This is a genomic window from Ruegeria sp. AB6 (genome assembly GCF_056542685.1).
The window spans coordinates 287014-309596 of record NZ_JBQGAD010000001.1; the positions used below are offsets into that span (position 1 = coordinate 287014).

Consider the following 22583-nt stretch of genomic DNA (forward strand, 5'->3'; position numbering starts at 1 on the left):
CTCACAACTTCTGTTCCTATATGAACAGAATAAAATTCAGGCGAAGATTGTTACACTTCCACTCAATTGACCCTTGAGCGCTCGGCTGACATCCGCCGACTGCAGGGGCAGCTTCATCAGCAGGCTGCCATCGACATCAAACAGTTCGACTTGATCATCGCTGAATTTGGCACCGCCTAGCGTGTCATAGCTGCGGCGCAGAACCGTTTGCGGGCGGCCGTTTTCGTTCTTTTGCAGAACGCGGACTTCGCGACGGATCGGGTCAAAATAGGCATCGGGACGCGAGTCCAGCATCTGAATGGTCAGCAGACTGACACCAACGATCAGGAAAGCAAGCGACGCTGCCATCTTGATCGGCCAAACTTCGGCGGCCATGGCCGAACCCGGTGCCAGCCACATGGAAAAGGACATCACGATCAGAAAGGCACCAACCATGCGCGCCAAAATCATGCGCACTTTCCAGTTCGGAGCGAATGTGATCAGAACTGGAACGGATTTCTCAAAACGCGCGCCGGTCGCCGACTGTTCAAGTGTATTCGTATTCATCGCGGTCATTTCTCTCACCCTGTTTCTCAGGTTGCCGTCGTGGGTCCGGTGTGTCCGGTCTGTCCCCGGTATGAAATTCAAGATCGACTTGAAAAGCGTCAGGAATTGGGCGGTGCAAAGGAAATAGCAGGACTTCACCAAGGCACGTGTGTCAGGTCTTGCCCCGCCGCCATAAACGTGTATACGGGGCCATCCTTCGCCAATCACATGAATCGCGCAGCCTCTCGTGGCAGGGTCGCGAAGGACCAAACGGCCCCGCCTATGAAATGCGCCTTGATATAAACAGGAGTGCACATGCCACTGTATGAGCATGTAATGATCGCGCGTCAGGATCTGTCCAACGCGCAGGCAGAAAGCCTTGTCGAACATTTCGGCACTGTTCTGGCTGACAACGGCGGCAACGTCGTCGAAAGCGAGTACTGGGGTGTCAAGACGATGGCCTACAAGATCAACAAAAACCGCAAAGGCCACTATGCCTTCCTGAAAACCGACTCGCCTGCTGGCGCGGTTCAGGAAATGGAGCGCCTGATGCGCCTGCACGAAGACGTCATGCGCGTTCTGACCATCAAGGTCGACGAGCATGCCGAGGGCCCTTCGGTCCAGATGCAGAAGCGCGATGAGCGCGAAGGCCGCCGCGAGCGCCGCTGATCAACGCCTGACGAAAGGACACCAAACCATGGCCGCAAAACCATTTTTCCGCCGCCGCAAGGTCTGCCCGTTCTCGGGTGAGAACGCGCCCAAGATCGATTACAAAGACACACGTCTGCTGCAGCGCTACATCTCTGAGCGTGGCAAGATCGTACCTTCGCGCATCACCGCCGTTTCGGCGAAAAAGCAGCGTGAACTGGCCCGTGCTATCAAGCGCGCCCGCTTCCTCGCCCTGCTGCCCTACGCCGTGAAGTAAGGAGAGACTGATATGCAAGTTATCCTGCTGGAACGCGTTGCGAAACTGGGTCAGATGGGCGACGTCGTTGACGTCAAGCCCGGCTACGCCCGCAACTTCCTGCTGCCCCAAGGCAAAGCTCTGAGCGCGTCCGAGTCGAACATCGCCTCGTTCGAAGCCCGCAAGGCGCAGCTTGAAGCGCACAACTTGGAAACCAAGAAAGAAGCTGAAGCACTGGCTGAAAAGCTGGACGGTCAGCAGTTCATCGTGATTCGCTCGGCGTCGGATGCCGGTGCTCTGTACGGCTCGGTCACTCCGCGTGACGCTGCAGAGGCCGCGACCGAAGCTGGCTTCACCGTCGACAAGAAACAGATCGCCCTGATCGCACCGATCAAGGAGCTGGGTCTGCACTCGCTGGCAGTCAAACTGCACCCCGAGGTCGAAGTTGAAATCAAGATGAACGTCGCCCGTTCGGAAGAAGAAGCCGAACTGCAAGCTTCGGGTAAATCGATCCAGGAACTGGCCGCTGAAGAGGAAGCCGCCGCTGAATTCGAAATCGCCGAGCTGTTCGACGATATCGGTTCCGCCGCGTCCGACGACGAAGACCTGATTGCCGAAGAAGCACCGGCTGCGGAAGAAGACGACGCGAAAGCGTAACCTTCAACCTGTGAACTTCGAAAAGGCCGCGCCATTTTGGGCGGCCTTTTTTCATGCACGAACTGGGCGGCATAATTCAGCCTGAATTTCCAGCTACCCTTGCGGCCAGAGACAAGTTTCCTAGTATTTCGTCCAAAATTCCGGAGCCCTTGATGACTCAGATCCCGCGCCGCAGTGTCTTAGCCCTTCTTCTTACCGCGCCGCTGGTGGCTTGCGGCACCCCCGACACACCGACGCGTGCGGCCTTTGATCCCCCCCTTTACCCGAACGAAACGCCCGAGCTGCGGGCATCGATCAATAAATGGGCCGATCACTACGAATTGCCGCGCGAGCTGGTGCACAAACTGGCTATTCGCGAAAGTACGCATCGCCCCTGGGCCGTGAACCGACCCTATTACGGGCTGCTGCAAATCCTTCCGGCCACTGCACGGTCCATGGGCTACCAGGGCGATCCGCAGGGGCTCCTCGACGCCGACACCAATTTGGAATTTGCCGGCAAGTACCTGCGCGGCGCATGGCTGCTGTCCGACGGCGATCAGCAACGCGCGATCTTTCTCTATGCCAAAGGCTATTGGCCCGAGGCAAAAGCACGCGGATTGTTGGTTGAAACAGGTTTGGTTCCCGAATAGCCCTCCGAGGCTGCCGAAAACCTTGTATTAATGCGTTATGACGTCGCGAATGGCGGATGATAACACTACACATGTGAACAAATTGCTTGCGCGCTGCCTTACGCCTCGTAAGATTTACTGAACATTAACGCCGTTAACCTCTGAACCGAGGTTAACCTCCGTAAAGGTTGAAAAGTTGAAGCTGATCGACTTGGCCGCTATCGACCACGAGGAAAAGTCAGCCGCTGACATAATTGACGCGGTTTGTTCCGAGCTTGGCTTTGATTACGCATCCTATGCGACATTCAACCCCGTTAAGGGAGATGTTCAAGGCTACGCGAACTATCCTGACGAATGGAAGATTCACTATGGTACGCAGGGTTTTCATAAATTTGACCCGACTTTGTATCAATCCGTGCTCAGTATCGCCCCCGTAGACTGGGGTCGCTTTAACCATGATGACAAGTTCCACACCGTGTTTCGGGACGCCCATGACTTTGGCATCACGACCCGAGGCCTTTCGGTTCCGGTGCGCGGCCCTTACGGCGAATGCGGGCTGCTGAACGTAACGCGTGACTGCTCGGACGACGAATGGGACAAGCTCAAGCGGCACGTGATGGGGGACCTGCAACTTGCCGCCGTGCACGCCCATGACACGGTCATGCAGTCGGGTTTGTTGGGCAAAGCACTATACCTACCTGCCCTGTCAACGCGCGAGAAAGAGATCCTTCAATGGGCGGCCGTGGGTAAATCTCAGCAGGATATCGGTGATATCCTGTCCATCTCACACCGGACCGTCGAAGTGCATATGCGGTCAGGGCGGGAAAAACTAGGCACATTGACCACGCCGCAGGCGATCGGACGGGCCGTTAGTCTCGGCCTGATAGCTCCCGGTTAACAAAAAAACTAAAATTCTACGGGAATCCCCTAATAGTCTCAGATCACAACTTTGTTAATCCTCTGTTCACGGTAACCAATCTGTAGGGGGATGGAACATGATCATCGTGATTGATGGGATGAACCAACACAAATTCAAAGACATCTTGGATGAGATGTATCAACTGCGCGCACGGGTCTTCGGCGACCGCTTGGGATGGGACGTAACCATCCAGGACGGGCGAGAGATCGACAGGTTCGATACGCTCAATCCTGCACACGTGGTCAGTCTGAACGACGAGGGGAACGTCGTTGGCTGTATGCGTCTGCTGCAGACCACAGGGCCTCATATGCTGGCCGATGTGTTTAACGCGATCCTGGATGGCGAGCCGCCTGTGCGCAGCGCCCAGATTTGGGAGGCAACCCGGTTTTGTGTCGACACTAAAAAGTTGGGGCGCGGGAGGGGTGAGAATTCGGTCTCCTATGTCACCAGCGAGGTCATGATCGGTTCGTTCGAATACGCCAAGACAGCCGGAGTGCTGGACTCGATCGCTGTTATCGACCCGGTGATGAACCGCGTCCTACAACGATCCGGGAACGCGCCTTATGACTATCTGGGCACCGCGAAACCCATGGGGAAAGTGGTGGCGATGGCCGCCCTCATGGATTGCTCGGACGAGCGTATTTCAGGAATTCGCGACTATGCTGGCATCGCCCATGACGTGTTTCTAACCGACGAACAAGCGCTCCAGCTTTTCGCCGTGTCCAACGTCAAACCACAACCCAAACCCGCAAACTTCGATCACAAGCCACTGAGTCAAATGGAAAAATACTTCGTAGAACAAATGAGCGCCGCAACCACCCAGGAAGAGGTCAATGCCGTATTGCGCTTGATAGAAGAACTCTCGGACAAGTTCACACCCGAGCAGAAGATAGCCCTGATGCGTTCCCCCCGTGCTCTAGCTCATGGGGCCTGACCCCCTCACCTCAGAAGTTAGAGCAACTTAGTCGGAGCCGCCTTTATCAGGCGGCTCCGTATTCTTTTGCCCGGCTACGCGGGCGACAAAGGATTATTCCTCGTCCAGCGCCTCAACAGCTTTTTGCAAGTCGTCTTTGCTAACTTCCTTGTCAGCAACCTGAGCCAGCTCGACGATATAGTCGATGACTTTGTCCTCGAAGATCGGCGCGCGCAGTTGCTGCTGCATCTGGGCATTCTGCTGCACGAACTCAAAGAACTGACGTTCTTGACCAGGGTACTGACGCGCCTGATTCATGATCGCCTGTGTCATCTCGGCATCGGTGACTTCAACCTCGGCCTTCTGGCCCAGCTCTGCCAACAGCAGACCCAGACGCACGCGGCGCTCGGCCAGTTTGTTGTGCTCGTCGGTGGGCTCGATCGGGTCGTGATCGTGGCCTTCGACATCGGGGTTTTCCTCGTGCCACAGCTGGTGCGCGATTTGCTTGGCTTCAGCTTCTACCAGCGACGGCGGCAGGTCGAACGACACCTTCTCATCCAGCACGTCCAGCAGAGCGCGCTTCATCACGGCCCGCGATGCGCCATTATATTCGGCTTCCAGACGCTCCGAAATCTGGCTCTTCAGCGCGTCCAGATCTTCGGCACCGAATTTGGTGGCCAACTCGTCGTTGATCTCGGCGGCGACGGGCTCTTTCACTTCTTTGACGGTGCAGGTGAAAACAGCTTCCTTACCGGCCAGATGCTCGGCACCGTATTCGGTCGGGAAAGTGACGTTGACGTCTTTTTCCTCTTCAGCTTTCACGCCAACCAGCTGTTCTTCAAAGCCAGGAATGAAGCTGTTCGAGCCCAGAACCAGCGGATAGTCCTCGGCCGAACCGCCTTCGAATTCTTCGCCGTCTACTTTGCCGACGAAGTCGATCACGACCTGATCACCGTCCTTGGCTTTCGAGCCTTTACGGCGCGCTTTGAAATCCTGCGCGGTTTCAGCCAGGTTATTCAGCGCTTCTTCGATCGCCGCGTCGTCGGCTTTGACGACCAGCTTTTCCAGTTCGACCGATTTCAGGTCAACTTCAGGAATGGCAGGCAGCGCCTCATAGGACATCTCGACATGGACGTCGTCGCCTTCTTTCCAGTCCTCGTTGGTCATCTTGACCTCGGGCTGCAGCGCAGGACGGTCGCCGCTATCCTCAAAGTGCTTGTTCATCGCACCGTCGATGCTTTCCTGCATCGCTTCACCCAGCAGGCGCTGGCCGAACTGCTTTTTCAGCAGCGCCATCGGCACTTTGCCTTTGCGGAAACCTTTCATTTCGATTTCCGGCTGTGCCTCGACCAGTTTTTCATTCACTTTGTCGTCCAGCTCAGCTGCGGAAACGACAATATTGTAACCGCGTTTCAGACCTTCGTTCAGCGTCTCGGTAACCTGCATTATGGTAGTCCCCATAGGATTCGGGGCGCGCAAAACGGCGCGCCGGGCAAATTTGAGGCCTTCTATTTGCCCTGCCCCCAACGTGCAAGGGGCAACTGCCCGATCAGCCTTGTTTTGCCGCGGATTTGAAGAAAAAACGCCCCGGACTGGGCCGGAGCGTTTGTTGTTGGCTGAAACTGTCGTCTCAGAACCGCCAGCGCGCGCCCAGAGCCCAGGCTTCGTTCTCGTCGAAATCGACCATATCGTCAAAATCGTGGCTGCGGTATTTCAGATAGGCATCCGTGTTGATGCTGTCGATCCGCTGCACAACCGCGATGCCCCAGGATTTGGTGCTTGATCCTTCATTCTGGAAATCGGATCCGTCGAAATAGTCGATCCCGATACCGGTTTGCCCCCAAGACACCCAATCGGTCTCATAGGCGATCTTTGTGTACCAATAATCCGGATCGCTAGCCCCGTCAGAGGTATTGTCCCGCGTCCCCAGAGCCGCCGTGAAACTGAACCCGCTCGGCAGCAGCACCGAGGCCGATCCGATCGTATCCCGACGTTCACCTGACCCATCATCAAAGTCGCGCACCGCATAGGCGATTGTGGCCGCAAACTCGATCCCATTTGTGAAGGTGTTTCCGTAAGATACTGCAATATCGTAATAATCGTCGTCGTCACTGCTGGACAAAATATTCTGACCATAGGCGATAGCGCCCGAGAACCCATTGTAACTAGGCGTGTCATAACGGATACGCCCGCGCCGCGCCCCGTCAAAGTTGCTGGCGGAATCTCCAACCGTGATGTCGCTCAGCATCCCGTCGGGCTGGCGATAGAAAAAGGCACCGTTCTCGTCATTGGTGAACGAATACAGCACAGTGCCAACATAGGACAGATCAACCTCGGCCGCGCCATCGGACGCCATGCTGCCCTGCCCTGCCGAGAACTTGCCATAGCTGCCTTTCAGGGCAAAATCGACGTGGCGAATATCTTCGCGCGACCAGCCATCATTATTGGTGCCGTCCTGATTGGCCGAACCGGTGCTGGGCAGCCCCAATCCGGTTTCAAACCGGAACGTGAACTCGTTGCTGCCATAGGGCTGCATCAGGCGAAGCCCCACACGGCTGTTCGACAGATCATTGTCGAGCAAACGGGTTTCCGTTTCTTCCCCGTCATCTACCGAGACGATGACCGGGTGAATCTGGCCGTAGAGCTCAACATAGCCGCCGCTGTTATTGTCGTATCGCAATTGCGCCATTGCCGGAACGGCAGTCGTTACGGCCAATACTGCAGCCAGAGAATAAATTCTAAAATTCTGGGTCATTTCAGTCACCATGAGAAAAACTGTTTTGGCGCTGCTCAATTTTTTGTCTTCTACCTGCCTAGGACGGGCGCTGAACGCACAAGTTGATGCCTATTGCCTTCCGTAACGTACCTCACACCGCGTCCTTGAAATCTGACTTCTTTTTAAATTCTTACTTCTCGCAAAACCTGACCTTGCTTCCAGGTTGGTTCGTCCCAAGGCACAGACACAATTGTCGATTGGTCAGCTTCACCCTTCAGACGGCCATTACCAGTGCAGCAACCAGCGTTTGACGACACGTCGAATATACAATCATATATCTATCTTTTTCAATACATATGGCAGTTGCTCAGGCAAATCCTCGGCAATCAAGCCCGGCCCAAAGCTGCGCGCACATTCCACATGCAACCACGCCCCAGTTTCCGCAGCCTGCATGGGCGCGAACCCTCGGGCCAGCAAACCGGTGATGAACCCGGCCAGCACATCTCCAGACCCCGCCGTTGCCAACCAAGGGGCAGAACGGTCATAAAAAGCCGCATTGATCGAGCATCTACCATCCGGCGCCGCAATCACCGTATCCGGCCCCTTGAAAAGCACCACACACCCGGCACGCTTGGCCGCCTCTCGCGTGGCATCCACCTTCGAATAAGCCGGTCCCTTTGTCGGCGTCGCCGCCAGCTTTTCGGTGATATCCGGGAAGAGCCGCGCAAACTCGCCCCCATGCGGGGTCAGAACGCAATTCTCGTGCAACTGCCCTAACAGGGCCGCCGGATCATCTGCAAACGCCGTCAGAGCATCCGCATCCAGCACGGTGGCACGCTTGGCCTGCAACACAACCGGCACCAGTTCGCGCGCCCGCTCCAACCCCATTCCCGGCCCAAGGCAGAGCGCATTCAACCGCTCGTCGCCCAGCACAGCCGCAAGCCCCTGGGGCCCATCAACCCGCTGCAACATGAGGGCCGTCACCTGCGCCGCCACCTCCATCTGAGCCGAACCTGGCACCCCAAGCGTCACCAGCCCCGCCCCAATCCGCAAAGCGCCCCGCGCCGCCAACCGCGCAGCGCCGGTTTTAGCCGCACCGCCAGAGAGGATAAGTGCGTGCCCGTGGGTGTATTTGTGCTCGAACTGCTCTTTCGAAAGATACGGAGACAGAGCACCTTGATTCATCTCCACGCTCAGCACTCTGCCCAACCTTTTTTCGTTGTAAAGTACGATCAAAGCTCTTCGCGAAGACGACCCGGGCTCTCCGATAGATGACAATCCGATATCAGTAACAACTAACGTTCCACTGTATTTCGGCCCGGCAGAAAGACTATGTCCTAGCTTTTTTCCGTGGAACGAAACCGTGAGATGCGCACCGATCTGGACACCATCGCTCCCCAGAACCTTACCACTATCAGCACACAAGCCAGAGGGAATATCCACCGAAACAACCCGGGACCACCATGGGTCCGCATCAGTTTCGGAGTTGATCTGAATGGCACCAAGGACTGCCTTGAGCCCTTCAATAGGGCGCGAAAGCCCTGTTCCAAACAAAGCGTCCAAAATCAGGTTCGGCCCTCTTGCCTCAATCGTTCTGGCCGCCTGTTTCTCCAAAACAGCCGTTTCGCTTTCAGTTGGCTTCGGCAGAGAAAGCCTTGCCACTTTCCCCAACTCCATCCACCGCTCATAATTCACTCGCGCATCCGGCGGCAGCTTCTCGGCATCCCCATACAAAAAAACCTCGACGTCCCACCCCAACCCTTGCAACAGGCGCGCAACAACAAACCCATCACCGCCATTGTTCCCCGGCCCGCACAGCACCACAGCGCGCAACGGATCCCCTTCATCTGGCCCCAAATATTTCGGGGAGCTCGAGGGGCTGGCCCCTCGATCCTTGAACTCGGGCCACTCCTCATAAATAGCGTCGACAACGCCCTGCCCAGCCCGCTCCATCAGTTCCAGCCCAGTTACCTCACCAGACTCAATCGCGGCCCGTTCGATGGCCTGCATCTGTGCAGCCGTCAGCAGTTCCGTCATCTCACTTTTCCCAGTCGATTCAGTTTCGATCATTTTTTACGCAAACTGACTAAAATTTAACCTCGAGCCCATTTTCCCAATAGCCAAACGGGGCCAAATTCGCAATCCGATTGCCGCCCGATCTTAGACGTGGTCACTGCCATCCTTACAAGAGTTAAAGGGAGCCCGGTATGAAGAAGATCGAAGCGATCATCAAACCGTTCAAGCTGGACGAAGTAAAAGAGGCGCTGCAGGACGTAGGCGTCCAGGGTCTCAGTGTGATCGAGGTCAAAGGCTTTGGCCGTCAGAAAGGCCACACCGAACTCTATCGCGGCGCAGAATATGTCGTCGACTTTCTGCCCAAAGTAAAAGTCGAGGTCGTTTTGGATGACGATCAGGTCGATGCTGCCATCGACGCCATCGTTTCGGCCGCTAAGACCGACAAGATCGGCGACGGCAAGATCTTTGTCTCGCCCGTTGAACAAGCCATTCGCATCCGCACCGGTGAGACCGGCTCGGAAGCGCTTTAATCGAACGCACTCAAATCAGAGGAATAGAGAGTATGAGCAAGGACGCAGTTCTTCAGCTGATCCGTGATGAAGACGCAGAATACGTCGACATCCGCTTCACCGACCCGCGCGGCAAGCTTCAGCACGTCACCATCATGTCGGACCAGGTTGACGAAGACTTCCTGGAAGAAGGCTTCATGTTCGACGGCTCGTCGATCGCTGGCTGGAAATCGATCGAAGCATCGGACATGAAACTGATGCCCGACACCGAAAGCGCCTATGTTGATCCGTTCTACGCGGAAAAGACCATCTGCCTGCACTGCTCGATCGTTGAGCCCGACACCGGCGAAGCCTATGAGCGTGACCCGCGCGGCACCGCCCAGAAAGCCGAAGCCTACCTGAAAGCTTCGGGTATTGGTGACGTTGCCTACATGGGCCCAGAAGCCGAATTCTTCCTGTTCGACGACGTCCGTTTCTCGAACAGCATCAACAAGGTATCTTACGAAGTTGATGCAACCGACGCGTCGTGGAACACCGACACCGAGTACGAGATGGGCAACATGGGCCACCGTCCCGGCGTCAAGGGCGGCTACTTCCCCGTGAACCCCGTTGACGAAGCGCAAGACCTGCGCTCAGAGATGCTGTCGACCATGAAGCGCCTGGGCATGAAGGTGGACAAGCACCACCACGAGGTTGCTTCCTGTCAGCACGAGCTGGGCCTGATCTTTGACAGCCTGACCAAGCAAGCTGACGAGCTGCAGAAGTACAAGTACGTCATCCACAACGTTGCACATGCCTACGGCAAATCGGCCACCTTCATGCCGAAGCCGATCGCAGGCGACAACGGCACCGGTATGCACGTGAACATGTCGATCTGGAAAGACGGCAAGCCTCTGTTCGCTGGCGACAAATACGCTGACCTGTCGGACGAAGCGCTATACTTCATCGGTGGCATCCTGAAGCACGCCAAGACCCTGAACGCCTTCACCAACCCGTCGACCAACAGCTACAAGCGCCTGATCCCGGGCTTTGAAGCACCTGTTCTGCGCGCCTATTCGGCCCGCAACCGTTCGGGTTGTGTCCGTATTCCGTGGACCGAAAGCCCGAAAGCTAAGCGCGTCGAGGCTCGCTTCCCCGACCCAGCCGCGAACCCCTACCTGGCGTTTGCTGCTCTGCTGATGGCTGGTCTGGACGGCATCAAGAACAAAATCGATCCGGGCGAAGCCATGGACAAGAACCTGTACGATCTGCCGGCCGAAGAACTGGCCGACATCCCGACCGTATGTGGTTCGCTGCGCGAAGCGCTGGAAGCTCTGGCCTCCGATCACGACTTCCTGCTGCAGGGCGACGTGTTCACCAAAGACCAGATCGACGGCTACATCGCACTGAAGATGGAAGAAGTCGAAACCTACGAGCACACACCGCACCCGGTCGAGTACGGCATGTACTACAGCTGCTGATCCAAGAATTTTCGACGAAAATTCTTCCAAGGGCGCCCAACCGGGCGCCCTTGTTTCGTTTCGGGTGATCTTCCAGACTGCCTGCCAAGGAGGAGATCCCATGGACACCGAGTTTACGCATTTCGTGACCGCCGCCGAAGAATTGGAACAGATAACCGGCGCGCCTCTGCCCCAGATCATCGCCAAGGAATTGCCCGCTCTGGATCAGATGTGCCGCGACTTTGTTGCAGCCTCGCCGTTTTGCATCATTGCCTCTGCCAATCCCGACGGACATTTGGATGTGTCACCGCGCGGAGACCCAAGCGGTTTTGTTCACGTGCTCTCGGACACCCTGATCGCCATCCCCGACCGTCCTGGCAACAAACGCGTGGACACGTTCCACAACATCCTGAAAGACCCACGCGTCAGTTTGATTTTCTTCGTGCCCGGCAAGATGGAGACATTGCGCATGCGCGGAACGGCCCAAATCTGCGCCGATCCAAAGCTGCTGGACGCCATGGCTGTGCAAGGTCGCGCGCCCAAGCTGGCGCTGCTGATCAAAGTTCAAACCGTCTTTGCCCATTGCCCCAAATGCGTGATCCGCGCAAACCTGTGGAACCCTCAGGATTGGCCAGATTCGTCAAACCTGCCGAACATGAACGCCACGATGGTCAAGCACGCGCGGATCAACAAAACTCCGGATAAATGGTTCGAAACCCTCAAGCAAAGCGGAGAACTGGATCTGTACTGACCCCCTTTGCGGGACAGCTCTCGGTACGTAAGATGGGAATTGTTCTTTTCAGTCCATCAGGTTTTTCACCATGTTTCGCCTTGCCCTGCTTTTCGCCTTGATCCTTCCAACTCTTGCGATTGCTGCCCCCTGCGGTGACACAAGCGCCGATTTTGAGGCGTGGAAAAAGGACTTCGCGAAACAAGCCAAACGCGCGGGTGTAAAGAAGAAAGGCCTCCAGGCACTCGCCCAGACGACCTATGCAACACGCACTATTGCAGCCGATCGCAACCAGAAGAGTTTCAAATATTCGCTGGACAAATTCATGCAGGTTCGCGGCGCCGACACGATTGTCGCGCAGGGACGCAAGCGCAAGGCGCGAAACCCGCAATTCTACGCGGCGCTCGAGCGGCAATATGGCGTTCCAGCAGGTGTTCTGATCGCCATTCACGGCATGGAAACCGGCTTTGGCGGCTTTATGGGCGACAGTCAGGTTGTTTCGGCAATCACCACCCTTGCCTATGATTGCCGCCGGTCGGAATTCTTCATTCCCCATGCGATCGGCGCACTGAAACTGGTGGATCAAGGCAGCATTACGACCGCGACACGGGGGGCGAAACATGGCGAATTGGGGCACACGCAGTTCCTGCCCGGCAACGCACTGAACTATGGGGTCGATGCCACGGGGGACGGCAAAGTGGATTTCTACAACATGACCGACGCGTTGGCCTCGACCGCGAATTTTCTTCGCAAAAAGGGTTGGAAACCGGGGCGCGGCTACCAGCAAGGGCAGCCAAACTTTGCCGTCATTCAGCAATGGAATGCTGCCACCGTGTACCAGCAATCCATCGCCATCATGGCCGCGCGAATCGACGGCTAAGGCTGGCCACAATCTCAGCACGCGCCTCCTTATTTCAGCCACATTCCTGCCACAGACATTTAATGGCCCTTAAATTGCCTAGGTTTCCAGACCGTAATCAATCTTTGCAATTTGTGATTTTTTTCCATTTTCGCCCAAATCTGCCCCATTTCTCTCACTAGACTGGAGTCCAAACAGGATGCGACAAAGGAATGCGCAGTGACTCCGAAGAACAGCTATCATGGTGGTTTGCAGTTTGACGGCGAAACCGATGGCGCGATCGAGCGGTTCAGCGCCATTGTTTCTGCAACGCTTGAAGATTACGGGCATCTGGTCGAACGCAAAAGCATTCGTGACGCGACCGAAGCCAGCATCGTCTGCAATCAATATCTGGTGCGTCTGACGCTGGACACACAGGTGCCTGTGGCTGAAGACCGGTTTGAGCGCATGAACCGCTCGGCTGGTTTGAAGACGCTGCAACGGCCCGTGGTGACGTTGCCGAAAAACCGGCTGACCATTACGATCACGCCGGTCTCACCGCTTCTGGACGACCGCGAGATTTCCGAGCTGATGCTGGTGGTTGTCCTGTATCGCATGGTCGACATCTGCGCCACGCAGCGGGTTGAATGGCTGACCCCCAACACCGTGCTGACCATCGAACAATTCATGAGTGCGTTTGACACTCTGCCCCCTGTTAAAAAAAAGAAGCGAAATAGAAAACAGATTTTCGAGGCAGTCTCAGGCCCGTTCGCGGAACTGGACACTATTGAGGAAGACCCACTGGACGAGCCACAAAAAAAGGCGCCGCCCCCGGCAGCCCGGCCGATCCAGTTGTCGGATGAGCAGTTGCTCAGCATCGCTTTTCGGACAGAACCTATCGAGCAGCCTTTGGATCGGGACGACACGCACCCCCTCGACCACGACGAACAGCCCAGTGATATCCTGCGACTGACCAGTTGGGGATTGACCGGTGCCGTGGCCAGTGTGTCTGTTCCGATCGCGGCCTCTATGGCCGCTGTGAACCTGATCCGGGGCGAAGATTTTCGCCTGAACACTCAGGTGCTTGCCTATTCGGTAGCGATCTCCGCTCTCAGCACAAGCGGGGCTTTCGCAGGTGTTGCCAACGTTTTGGGCATGTAATTCACGAACCTAAGACCCTCCTAGGAGGCCCCGCCATCAGGCGGGGTTTTCTATATTTGGCAAGCTGTCCGCTTTCAGCACGTAGGTATGGATTGTAAATACCACCGCCTGCGTCTGCGGCAGCCGCAACAGTGTTTGTTTTTCGCTGCGCAGATATGGCGCGGTTCCGGGGACTTTGATGTGACGCGGTTCCTGCGCGCTTCGGGGTTGGTGCAATTCGGCATCATCGTACCACAGCGCGTTGAACCGCCAGAGCGGCCGACCCGGCCGTATCCCGTCGAACAAGCGCTGGACACGGCGGGCGATGTCATCGTCATAGCTGTCGACCGGCACATGGATGTCGATCAGCGGGCGCATGAACTTCTCGGACAGGCGCCAACTGGCCGGAAAACACAAGACGGCCCCGGTCAGAACATGTTCTTCGCCGTGCTTTTGCAAGATACAGATATCCTCCTGCACCAGCTTGCATAGGGTCTCCATCGGCTGGGCTCGATCGATGATCACCTCTTGCCCATCGGGTCGGGTGACATGGTCGGAGCACCCCGGATAGGCGTGGTGCAGCACAAGATCCAGAAGCTCCTGCGCCGCCGGTTCAGCGCTTGGGTCCAGCGCCAGAACATCCGCCCGGCGGTCGCGCAACAAAGCTTCTCGGTGCTGCATCTGCGCCGCAAAGGCATCATCCCGGTGCAGCCATGTCTCCATACTGTCGGGCTGGATACCCGGCAGTGGGCGTTGATCTAGCGGGTTGTAGGGAATTGCGGTCTGAAAAATCGTCATAAGGCTGATCTATCACTGCAACGCAGAGCTGTCGGTCAAAAAGCGACGATCCGACCGTCGCAATTTATCGAGACTGCGCGGCAATGATTCTCCACGCTGAAAAAACAGGCAGAGAGGGCATCCATGAACACACATTACCGCGACGGCCGCAAAATCGACCCCACCAAAGGCGCGACCCTTGGTGATGGCACCCCGAACGCATTGGACCGGATCGAGATCGGTCCCACCCAACTAGCCTTTTCCGAGTGGGAGGCCGCCGGGTTGACCCTGCCCAACCTTGCCAACATGCGCGAGTATCGCTGGAAACGCCTGACGCAAGCGGTCGTGGATCGCGGCTATGGCGGGGTGCTGATGTTCGACCCGCTGAACATCCGCTATGCCACCGACAGCACCAACATGCAGCTTTGGAACACCCACAACCCGTTTCGCGCCGTACTATTGTGCGCCGATGGGTACATGGTAATCTGGGACTATAAGAACTCGCCCTTCCTTTCGACCTTCAACCCGCTGGTGCGCGAACAGCGTTCGGGCGCCGACCTGTTCTATTTCGACCGGGGAGACAAGGTGGATGTGGCGGCTGATGTGTTCTCGAATGAGGTGCGAGTGCTGATCGAGGAGCATAGCGGCGGCAACAAGCGCTTGGCCGTGGACAAGATCATGCTACATGGGCTGCGCGCGCTCGAGGCGCAGGGGTTCGAGATCATGGAGGGCGAAGAACTCACTGAAAAGACCCGCGCGATCAAGGGCCCGGACGAGATTCTGGCCATGCGCTGCGCCCATCATGCCTGCGAGACCGCTGTTGGCGCGATGGAGCAATTTGCGCGCGCCAATGTCGGCGACGGCAAGACATCCGAGGATGACATCTGGGCAGTTCTGCACGCTGAAAACATCCGACGCGGCGGTGAATGGATTGAAACCCGCCTGCTTGCCTCGGGGCAACGCACGAACCCGTGGTTTCAGGAATGTGGACCGCGGATCACGCAACAAAATGAGATCATCGCCTTTGATACCGACCTGATCGGTTCTTACGGAATATGTATTGATATCTCACGCACATGGTGGATCGGAGATCAGAAACCCCGCCCGGACATGATCTATGCCATGCAGCACGCGCATGAGCATATCATGACCAACATGGAGATGCTGAAACCCGGCGTCATGATCCCCGAGCTGACAGCCAACTCCCACAAACTGGACGACAAGTTTCAGGCGCAGAAATACGGTTGCCTGATGCACGGTGTCGGCCTGTGCGATGAATGGCCGTTGGTGGCCTACCCGGACAAGGCGGTTGCGGGCGCTTACGACTATGCCTTGGAGCCCGGCATGGTCCTGTGTGTCGAGGCCGCCGTGGGCGAAGTGGGCGGTGACTTTTCCATCAAGCTGGAGGATCAGGTTCTGATCACCGAAGACGGGTATGAGAACCTGACAACCTATCCGTTCGACCCCCAGCTGATGGGTCTGGCCTAGTCAGGCTAGGTTGAGCGTTTGACATTGCCGTGCCAGTCTTCGGCGGTTGGGACCGCGACCGGCGCGGCCTCGGGCCAGTTGTGACCCGCCGCAAAGCTAAGCAGCGCCGTCAGGGCAAGAATGATCAGAAGATCGGGGCGCAACGCGGTGCTGCGTGGTGCGCAAGAAATATGTGCCATCATGGCCTCCGGGATTGTGTGACGTGGACAACGTCAATGTGGAGGTTCCAAACATATTTTTAAAACGAATATTATTTTGATACCACATCACATAATTTGATGATAATTGGAACCTACGTTCCGCATCCTGCACTGGATGACCGATCTGTCCTCACCTTCCCGTGACGCGCGTTACATATGGGTTGAGCGACCCGGTAGAAGCCCACAGTATTGGCGCTAACTTGCGACGTAAGGAACTGCCATGCCCACCGAACGCATTACCTTTGCCGGTCACGACGGCAACCAACTTGCTGCGCGCCTTGACCTGCCCGACGGGCCGGTTCTGGCCACAGCGTTGTTTGCCCATTGTTTTACCTGCTCCAAGGACATTCCTGCCGCCCGTCGCATCGCTGCGCGTCTGGCTGGAATGGGTATTGCCGTTCTGCGTTTTGACTTCACTGGTCTGGGTCACTCTGAAGGCGAGTTCGCCAACACCACTTTCACTTCCAATGTCGAAGACCTGATTGCCGCCTCTCACTATCTTGCCGGGCGCGACATGGCACCTTCATTGCTGATTGGGCACTCGCTGGGCGGGGCTGCTGTTCTGCGCGCCCGCGCTGGCATTCCCAGCGTCAAAGCGGTGGTCACGTTGGGCGCACCTGCCGATCCGGGCCATGTCTCGCACCATTTCCAGGCCGCTCTGCCCGAGATCGAGCAGGAAGGCTCGGCTGAAGTGACGCTGGGCGGGCGTCCTTTCCGGATTGGTAAGGCCTTTGTCGACGACATATCGGAAACCGAACTGACCCCCGCCATCAAAGAGCTGAAAGCCGCGCTGCTGATCCTGCACGCCCCCTTGGATGAGACCGTGAGCGTCGACAACGCCAGCGCCATCTTTATGGCCGCCAAGCACCCCAAAAGCTTTGTTACTCTGGATGATGCCGACCACCTGATCACGCGGGCCTGTGACGCTGAATATGCGGCCGATGTGATTGCGGCCTGGGTGACACGCTACATAACCCTGTCCCCACCAGCCCCACCGCCCGGCGCCCCCGAAGGCATTGTGCGCGTGACCGAGGCCGACCCCAGCGGTTTCTTGCAGGACATTCAATCCGGCCCCCGTCACCATGCGGTCGCGGACGAGCCTGCCTCGTATGGCGGCACCGACCGAGGCATGTCGCCTTACGGTTTCGTGTCTTCCGGATTGGGGGCCTGCACCTCGATGACAATTCGCATGTATGCGCGTCGCAAACGCTGGCCGTTGACGGGCATTGTTGTCGATGTCTGCCACAACAAGGTCCACGGGCAGGATGCGGGGCTAGTCGGCGACGGAAAGGTTGATCTGTTCCGGCGCAAGATCCGGCTCGAAGGTCCTCTGGACGACGAACAGCGCGCCAGGTTGTTGGAGATTGCCGACAAGTGCCCTGTTCACAGGACACTTGAGGGTTCGGCGGAAATTACAACCGAATTGCTGACCTGACGCCCCTTACCGTCGCGGTGCCGGTCGATGGATCGGCGGCCGTGCTGTCGGGGGCCGAGCCACAGGTGGCCGGGGTCGCGCGGGCGGTTTGGCGATCGGTGGCTTGGGCCGTGCAGGCGGTTTCCCGTTCGGCGGCTTCGGGCGAACCGGGCGATCTACGTCGATGTCCACATCTACGTCGTGGTAATAGTCGTTCCACAGAAGCGAGTCGTAAAACGGATCATATCCGTATCCGACCCCGACAGTGACCCCATCACAGGCGGACAGGGTAAAACTGGCTGCGCCCAGAATCAGGGCAAGACAGGTGCGTTTGATCAGTTTTCTGGTCATCTTCCCCCTCCTCACCGAGCAGCCCGGAACGAGGCGAATACCGCGTTCAGATCATCCACATAGGCCGGATCGGCCCCATCACGCAGAACGGCCACGGCCACGGCGACGCGGTCATTGGGCAGGTCGATCACAGTCGCCGTGAAGTTAACGCCCCGCCCCTCACGGGTGCCGGTGCCCCGGATCACTTGTGCGGGCAGCCCTCCGATACGCGTTGAAACAGTGTCCGAAACCACTGGGGATTTGACCAGAAACTTGTCGACATCCTGTAGATAACGCAATCCTCCGTCGATCGAGGCGACGCCGGCGGGTGCGACAAAACCGATCCAGACGTTGTCGTCGGTCACAGGCCGTATCCCCATGACACGGGCCACTGCGCGGGGATCTCCCAGTTGCGTATCCTCAATCTCGCGTGTGCCACCTGTCCGCACGGCCCAGAAATCGGGCACCGAAAAGCTGAACAAGGCGCGTCCATTATCCGTATACGTCACCGGGGTATCGGCAAAAACTGGCGCGGCGCCAAGCCATATCGCCGCAATGGCAGAGCTTATTCGCAAAAACATATCATAATAACCTGTTGTTTCTGTTGGCTCAGAGTGGCCCGCGATGACTGGATTTGTCCAGTCTCATTCCACAACAAAAACCCGCGCCGGGATTGCTCCGGGCGCGGGTTTCGTCGTTCTCAAAAGCGGGAAATCAGGCGCGGGCGTCGCCCACCAGTTTCCACAGGCCAGGGATCAGCAGCGCCGCCAGCGCCAGTTTGATCGCATCACCCACCAGGAACGGCGTCAGGCCCCAGGCCAGGATCGGCTGATCCCAACCATACAGCTGACCCAGCCACAGCAGGCCGGGGACGTAGATCAACACATTGGCCAGAACCAGCGCCAGCGCCAGCTTGCCAACCGAGCGGTCCCAGCCGCGCGCGGCCAGAGCACCCAGAGCCAGGGTTGCCAGAACGTAACCCACCAGATAGCCACCTGTGCCACCCATCATGTAAGTCAGCCCGAATTTCTCGGCCGACGAACCGGCGAACACATCAAAGCCCAGCGCGCCGATCAGCAGGTATCCCAGCATGGTCACCAGACCCAGACGCGCGCCATAGGCGGTGCCAATGGTCAGAACGGCAAAGGTGCCCATGGTGATCGGAACCGGCCACATCGGCACTTTGATTTTCGCGGCAACGGCCAAAGCAACGATGCCCAGCGCAACCAGGATCACTTGCTTAACACGCAGCGCCGTGCCTTCGCGCGGGCCAAACGCATTGGCCAGTACATTTGCATTCATCTTCACTTCTCCCCAATTCGGATCGGAATTCTGCGACAGCAATGCCCAATCCGGCGGCTCACTTCAAGGTGATTACGCTACCGTAGCACGTATTCCGTGCCCATTTCATAGGATTTTCGGGGCCCCGAGACGATCCAGCGTACGCTCCATCGCGGCCAATTCGAGAAATCGTAGACTGCGTCGTAACTGTCAGGTGCGCAATCATGGTGATCTGACGTCTGCGGAACCCCCAGATTCAAACGGTGGAAATACCGCCCGTCGTCGAAAAAGACCGCTACACCGTCGCCGTCCGCACGCCACAGGTAGCGCCGGGTGCCTTTCATCTCAGCCTGACCGGGTATGCGCAAAACCACTTCTTCGTCATAGATCAGACCGTCATCAGCAGGACGCAGATACGCCACCCCCTCCGCCTGCACCACCTGCCCCGCCCTTGCGTCGCGGATGGTGCGCGTCAGGCCCCAGCAGCCTTCGAAATCGGACAGGCTGTTCGGAGCGATCATTCCGGCAGATACCCGTCCGTGATCCCGCCCCTGTCGTCGATGAACCGAATGATTACCCCGCTTTGCAAAACGTCATAGCAGGCCCAAAGCCCGGATGGTGGCCAGGTCGAGCAATACTGGTCTCCGCGAACCGCCCACCGTCCACTGCTGGGTCGCCCCGAGAAATACTGCGTAGCCCCGCTTGCATCGAAGGTTTGCCAGACGCCTTCGCCATAGCTGAGTTTCTGCCCGGTCAAGGCCGACACGATTTCATTCCCGGTCAGTGGCCAAAACTCTGTCGCGGCCGAAATATCGGGCCAAAGGCCTAAAATCAGGGCAAACCGTCTCATCTGCGCACTCGCATCTTGTTCCCGTGGCGGGTCGGGTTTAAACCGCGCCGCAACGCCTCCTGCCAAATCACAATAAGGTGCTGCTGCCAATGATTCCACGTTATTCCCGCCCCGAGATGGTTGCCATCTGGTCGCCCGAAAGCAAGTTCCGCATCTGGTACGAGATCGAAGCCCATGCCTGTGACGCTATGGCCGATCTAAGCGTAATACCACGCGAAAACGCCGAGGCCGTGTGGAAGGCCAAGGACGTTGAGTTCGACGTGGCGCGGATTGACGAGATCGAAGCCGTCACCAAACATGACGTCATCGCCTTTCTGACCCACCTGGCCGAACATGTCGGCAGTGAAGAGGCGCGATTTGTCCATCAGGGCATGACCAGTTCCGACGTGCTGGACACCTGCCTTAACGTACAATTGACCCGCGCTGCCGACCTGCTGATCGCTGATCTCGAAGGTCTGCTGGCCGCCCTGAAACGCCGAGCGATCGAACACAAGGATACCGTCCGCATCGGCCGCAGCCACGGCATCCACGCCGAGCCCACAACCATGGGTCTTACCTTTGCGCGTTTCTACGCCGAGATGGACCGTAATCTGTCTCGCATGCGTGACGCGCGAGCCGAGATTGCAACCGGTGCGATCAGCGGCGCGGTCGGCACCTTTGCCAATGTCGATCCCGCGGTTGAAGAGCATGTCTGCGACAAGCTTGGTCTGGTGCCGGAACCGATAAGCACGCAAGTCATCCCCCGCGACCGTCACGCGGCCTTCTTTGCCACATTGGGCGTGATCGCCAGCAGCATCGAAAATATCGCTATCGAAATCCGCCATATGCAGCGGACCGAGGTTCTGGAAGGGGCCGAGTTCTTCTCGATGGGTCAAAAGGGCTCGTCAGCTATGCCGCACAAGAAAAACCCGGTGCTGACCGAGAACCTGACTGGTCTGGCGCGTATGGTGCGTGCGGCGGTGATCCCTGCGATGGAGAATGTGGCACTTTGGCACGAACGCGATATCTCGCATTCCTCGGTGGAACGCATGATCGGGCCGGACGCCACGATCACGTTGGACTTTGCGCTGGCCCGTCTAACAGGTGTGATCGACAAGATGCTGATCTTCCCTGAAAACATGCTGGAGAACATGAACAAATTCCCCGGTCTGGTCATGAGCCAACGGGTTCTGCTGGCCCTAACCCAAGCAGGTGTCAGCCGCGAAGACGCCTATGCCATGGTTCAGCGAAACGCGTTGAAGGTTTGGGAACACCGCACTGATTTCAAAGAAGAACTTCTGGCCGATGCCGATGTCACCGCCGCCCTCAGCCCCGCGGAGATCGAAGAGAAATTCGACCTTGGCTATCACACCAAGCACGTAGACACGATTTTCGCGCGCGTGTTTGGCGAGGAATAAAGCCTAACACACTAAACAAGGCCCGGACCGTATAGGCGGATTCGGGCCTTGTCTTTTTGTCAGGTTGCTCAAATTCGGATATGATGGGGTCGTTGTTCCGAACAGGAGACCCACCATGACCCGTACTCTTCTATGCGCATTGGCTCTGACCTGCTCTGCCTCGATCGCGATGGCCTGCAGCGGACATTCCAAGCAAACGCAATCCTGCGCGCCGGGCACCCAATGGGACTATGAGACCCAGAGCTGTACCAAAACCGTGAACAGCTAAGAAAATATTTCCTACTCGTGAATAAAAGCGAGCCGCCGATTGTTCGTCTTTTATCGGATCGCGCTATGCTTGATCAGAGCAGCCCAGAGAACGGAGTAGGAAAATGCGCCTAGTACTAGCCTCAGCAATTGCCCTGCAGGCATTCGCTTTCGCCCCAGTTGCCCACGCCGCTGGCGGTGGGGACAGCAGCCCGCCTAAACCGACGAACACGACCAAGAAGTGTCTGTTCGGTCGGGTCTATGACAAGGACGCCGGGCGCTGTGTGAAACCGAACAAAACAAATTTCACTCAGGACGAACTTTATGGCGCGGTGCGTGAGCTTGCCTATGACGGGCAGTTGGAAAACGCGCAGGACGTCCTTCGGATCATGGATCAGGATGATGACCGTGTTCTGACCTATTGGGGCTTTACCTTCCGAAAGCTGGGCGATCTGGAACAGGCCAATCTGTTCTATCAGGACGCTATCAGGGTCAATCCCGACAATATTCTGGCGCGCTCGTACATGGCACAAGGCTATGTCGCCGAAGGTCGCACCGATCTGGCCATCGAGCAATGGCGCGAGATCAAGGCGCGCGGTGGTGAAGGCACCTGGGCCGAGGCGTCTCTGCGCGAGGCAATCCGCACGGGGCTGACCTTCAACTACTAAGCTTCAGGTTTTTTTTAC

27 protein-coding genes are annotated in these 22583 nt (G+C 57.3%); 16 read left to right on the forward strand and 11 right to left on the reverse strand.

All coding sequences use genetic code 11. The features are described 5' to 3' along the window. Positions 1 to 36 precede the first annotated feature (36 nt). On the reverse strand, positions 37 to 555 hold the full coding sequence (locus tag ACR0DB_RS01430; protein WP_170770483.1) for a hypothetical protein: 519 nt from the start codon (positions 553 to 555) through the stop codon (positions 37 to 39). A 285-nt stretch (positions 556 to 840) separates the two neighbouring features. Between ACR0DB_RS01430 and rpsF the strand changes: the two genes are divergently transcribed. The 6 genes from rpsF (at position 841) to ACR0DB_RS01460 (ending at position 4547) form a co-directional block, all read left to right on the forward strand. Further along, positions 841 to 1194 carry a 30S ribosomal protein S6 gene (rpsF, locus tag ACR0DB_RS01435; RefSeq protein WP_170354526.1) on the forward strand — a complete coding sequence of 118 codons (354 nt, stop codon included), beginning with the start codon at positions 841 to 843 and terminating at the stop codon, positions 1192 to 1194. A 28-nt stretch (positions 1195 to 1222) separates the two neighbouring features. Continuing rightward, positions 1223 to 1450, forward strand: a complete 228-nt coding sequence (gene rpsR, locus ACR0DB_RS01440) for a 30S ribosomal protein S18 (RefSeq protein ID WP_005608650.1) — start codon at positions 1223 to 1225, stop codon at positions 1448 to 1450. A gap of 12 nt (positions 1451 to 1462) precedes the next feature. After that, complete coding sequence (rplI, locus tag ACR0DB_RS01445) at positions 1463 to 2086, forward strand: 50S ribosomal protein L9 (protein WP_170782632.1); 624 nt, start codon at positions 1463 to 1465, stop codon at positions 2084 to 2086. A gap of 152 nt (positions 2087 to 2238) precedes the next feature. Then, entirely contained in the window at positions 2239 to 2715 is a 477-nt protein-coding gene (locus tag ACR0DB_RS01450) for a transglycosylase SLT domain-containing protein (protein WP_480548393.1), read from the forward strand. A gap of 175 nt (positions 2716 to 2890) precedes the next feature. After that, positions 2891 to 3592 (forward strand): LuxR family transcriptional regulator, encoded by a 702-nt coding sequence (locus tag ACR0DB_RS01455; RefSeq protein ID WP_480548396.1) that lies wholly within the window; start codon positions 2891 to 2893, stop codon positions 3590 to 3592. 97 nt (positions 3593 to 3689) lie between these two features. Beyond that, positions 3690 to 4547, forward strand: a complete 858-nt coding sequence (locus tag ACR0DB_RS01460; RefSeq protein ID WP_480548398.1) for an acyl-homoserine-lactone synthase — start codon at positions 3690 to 3692, stop codon at positions 4545 to 4547. A gap of 93 nt (positions 4548 to 4640) precedes the next feature. On the opposite strand, the gene tig is transcribed toward ACR0DB_RS01460, so the two are convergent. The 3 genes from tig to ACR0DB_RS01475 form a co-directional block, all read right to left on the reverse strand. Further along, positions 4641 to 5972 carry a trigger factor gene (gene tig / locus ACR0DB_RS01465; RefSeq protein WP_480548400.1) on the reverse strand — a complete coding sequence of 444 codons (1332 nt, stop codon included), beginning with the start codon at positions 5970 to 5972 and terminating at the stop codon, positions 4641 to 4643. A 184-nt stretch (positions 5973 to 6156) separates the two neighbouring features. Beyond that, the gene (locus tag ACR0DB_RS01470) at positions 6157 to 7281 is read right to left on the reverse strand and encodes a porin (protein WP_480548402.1); all 1125 of its coding nucleotides are present in this window, start codon (positions 7279 to 7281) and stop codon (positions 6157 to 6159) included. A 291-nt stretch (positions 7282 to 7572) separates the two neighbouring features. Then, a complete protein-coding gene (locus tag ACR0DB_RS01475; RefSeq protein ID WP_480548404.1) occupies positions 7573 to 9279 on the reverse strand; it encodes an NAD(P)H-hydrate dehydratase in 1707 nt (568 codons plus the stop codon). Between the two features lie 170 nt (positions 9280 to 9449). On the opposite strand from ACR0DB_RS01475, the gene ACR0DB_RS01480 reads away from it, so the two are divergent. From ACR0DB_RS01480 to ACR0DB_RS01500, 5 genes are all read left to right on the forward strand, one after another. Beyond that, positions 9450 to 9788, forward strand: coding sequence for a P-II family nitrogen regulator (locus ACR0DB_RS01480; protein WP_170354532.1), 339 nt, complete (start codon positions 9450 to 9452; stop codon positions 9786 to 9788). A 32-nt stretch (positions 9789 to 9820) separates the two neighbouring features. Then, the gene (gene glnA, locus ACR0DB_RS01485) at positions 9821 to 11227 is read left to right on the forward strand and encodes a type I glutamate--ammonia ligase (protein WP_170782638.1); all 1407 of its coding nucleotides are present in this window, start codon (positions 9821 to 9823) and stop codon (positions 11225 to 11227) included. 100 nt (positions 11228 to 11327) lie between these two features. Further along, positions 11328 to 11957: an MSMEG_1061 family FMN-dependent PPOX-type flavoprotein gene (locus tag ACR0DB_RS01490; protein ID WP_480548406.1), complete on the forward strand. Its 630-nt coding sequence runs from the start codon at positions 11328 to 11330 to the stop codon at positions 11955 to 11957. Positions 11958 to 12027: 70 nt separating this feature from the next. Next, positions 12028 to 12816, forward strand: coding sequence for a lytic murein transglycosylase (locus ACR0DB_RS01495; protein WP_170770463.1), 789 nt, complete (start codon positions 12028 to 12030; stop codon positions 12814 to 12816). A gap of 198 nt (positions 12817 to 13014) precedes the next feature. After that, positions 13015 to 13935, forward strand: coding sequence for a hypothetical protein (locus ACR0DB_RS01500; protein WP_331252086.1), 921 nt, complete (start codon positions 13015 to 13017; stop codon positions 13933 to 13935). 36 nt (positions 13936 to 13971) lie between these two features. Here the strand turns inward: ACR0DB_RS01500 and ACR0DB_RS01505 are convergent, their stop codons facing one another. Next, on the reverse strand, positions 13972 to 14712 hold the full coding sequence (locus ACR0DB_RS01505; RefSeq protein ID WP_480548408.1) for a heme-dependent oxidative N-demethylase family protein: 741 nt from the start codon (positions 14710 to 14712) through the stop codon (positions 13972 to 13974). A gap of 123 nt (positions 14713 to 14835) precedes the next feature. Here ACR0DB_RS01505 and dddP point away from each other — a divergent pair, with 123 nt between their 5' ends. Continuing rightward, positions 14836 to 16179: a dimethylsulfonioproprionate lyase DddP gene (gene dddP / locus ACR0DB_RS01510; RefSeq protein ID WP_480548410.1), complete on the forward strand. Its 1344-nt coding sequence runs from the start codon at positions 14836 to 14838 to the stop codon at positions 16177 to 16179. A gap of 5 nt (positions 16180 to 16184) precedes the next feature. On the opposite strand, the gene ACR0DB_RS01515 is transcribed toward dddP, so the two are convergent. Next, complete coding sequence (locus tag ACR0DB_RS01515; RefSeq protein WP_480548412.1) at positions 16185 to 16358, reverse strand: hypothetical protein; 174 nt, start codon at positions 16356 to 16358, stop codon at positions 16185 to 16187. Positions 16359 to 16599: 241 nt separating this feature from the next. Here ACR0DB_RS01515 and ACR0DB_RS01520 point away from each other — a divergent pair, with 241 nt between their 5' ends. Further along, positions 16600 to 17814 carry a bifunctional alpha/beta hydrolase/OsmC family protein gene (locus ACR0DB_RS01520; protein WP_170770456.1) on the forward strand — a complete coding sequence of 405 codons (1215 nt, stop codon included), beginning with the start codon at positions 16600 to 16602 and terminating at the stop codon, positions 17812 to 17814. 6 nt (positions 17815 to 17820) lie between these two features. On the opposite strand, the gene ACR0DB_RS01525 is transcribed toward ACR0DB_RS01520, so the two are convergent. The 5 genes from ACR0DB_RS01525 to ACR0DB_RS01545 form a co-directional block, all read right to left on the reverse strand. After that, positions 17821 to 18144 (reverse strand): hypothetical protein, encoded by a 324-nt coding sequence (locus ACR0DB_RS01525; protein ID WP_480548414.1) that lies wholly within the window; start codon positions 18142 to 18144, stop codon positions 17821 to 17823. 11 nt (positions 18145 to 18155) lie between these two features. Continuing rightward, the gene (locus ACR0DB_RS01530; protein ID WP_480548416.1) at positions 18156 to 18704 is read right to left on the reverse strand and encodes a hypothetical protein; all 549 of its coding nucleotides are present in this window, start codon (positions 18702 to 18704) and stop codon (positions 18156 to 18158) included. A 133-nt stretch (positions 18705 to 18837) separates the two neighbouring features. Continuing rightward, a complete protein-coding gene (locus ACR0DB_RS01535) occupies positions 18838 to 19425 on the reverse strand; it encodes a biotin transporter BioY (protein ID WP_170770450.1) in 588 nt (195 codons plus the stop codon). A 77-nt stretch (positions 19426 to 19502) separates the two neighbouring features. Then, positions 19503 to 19925 carry a DUF6314 family protein gene (locus ACR0DB_RS01540; protein WP_480548418.1) on the reverse strand — a complete coding sequence of 141 codons (423 nt, stop codon included), beginning with the start codon at positions 19923 to 19925 and terminating at the stop codon, positions 19503 to 19505. Beyond that, a complete protein-coding gene (locus tag ACR0DB_RS01545) occupies positions 19922 to 20254 on the reverse strand; it encodes a hypothetical protein (protein WP_480548420.1) in 333 nt (110 codons plus the stop codon). The genes ACR0DB_RS01540 and ACR0DB_RS01545 overlap by 4 nt, the downstream gene beginning before the upstream one ends. An 89-nt stretch (positions 20255 to 20343) precedes the next feature. Between ACR0DB_RS01545 and purB the strand changes: the two genes are divergently transcribed. From purB to ACR0DB_RS01560, 3 genes are all read left to right on the forward strand, one after another. Next, entirely contained in the window at positions 20344 to 21651 is a 1308-nt protein-coding gene (gene purB / locus ACR0DB_RS01550; RefSeq protein WP_480548422.1) for an adenylosuccinate lyase, read from the forward strand. 115 nt (positions 21652 to 21766) lie between these two features. Next, complete coding sequence (locus ACR0DB_RS01555) at positions 21767 to 21919, forward strand: adenylosuccinate lyase (protein ID WP_170788837.1); 153 nt, start codon at positions 21767 to 21769, stop codon at positions 21917 to 21919. A gap of 103 nt (positions 21920 to 22022) precedes the next feature. After that, a complete protein-coding gene (locus tag ACR0DB_RS01560) occupies positions 22023 to 22565 on the forward strand; it encodes a tetratricopeptide repeat protein (RefSeq protein ID WP_170788838.1) in 543 nt (180 codons plus the stop codon). Positions 22566 to 22583 lie beyond the last annotated feature (18 nt).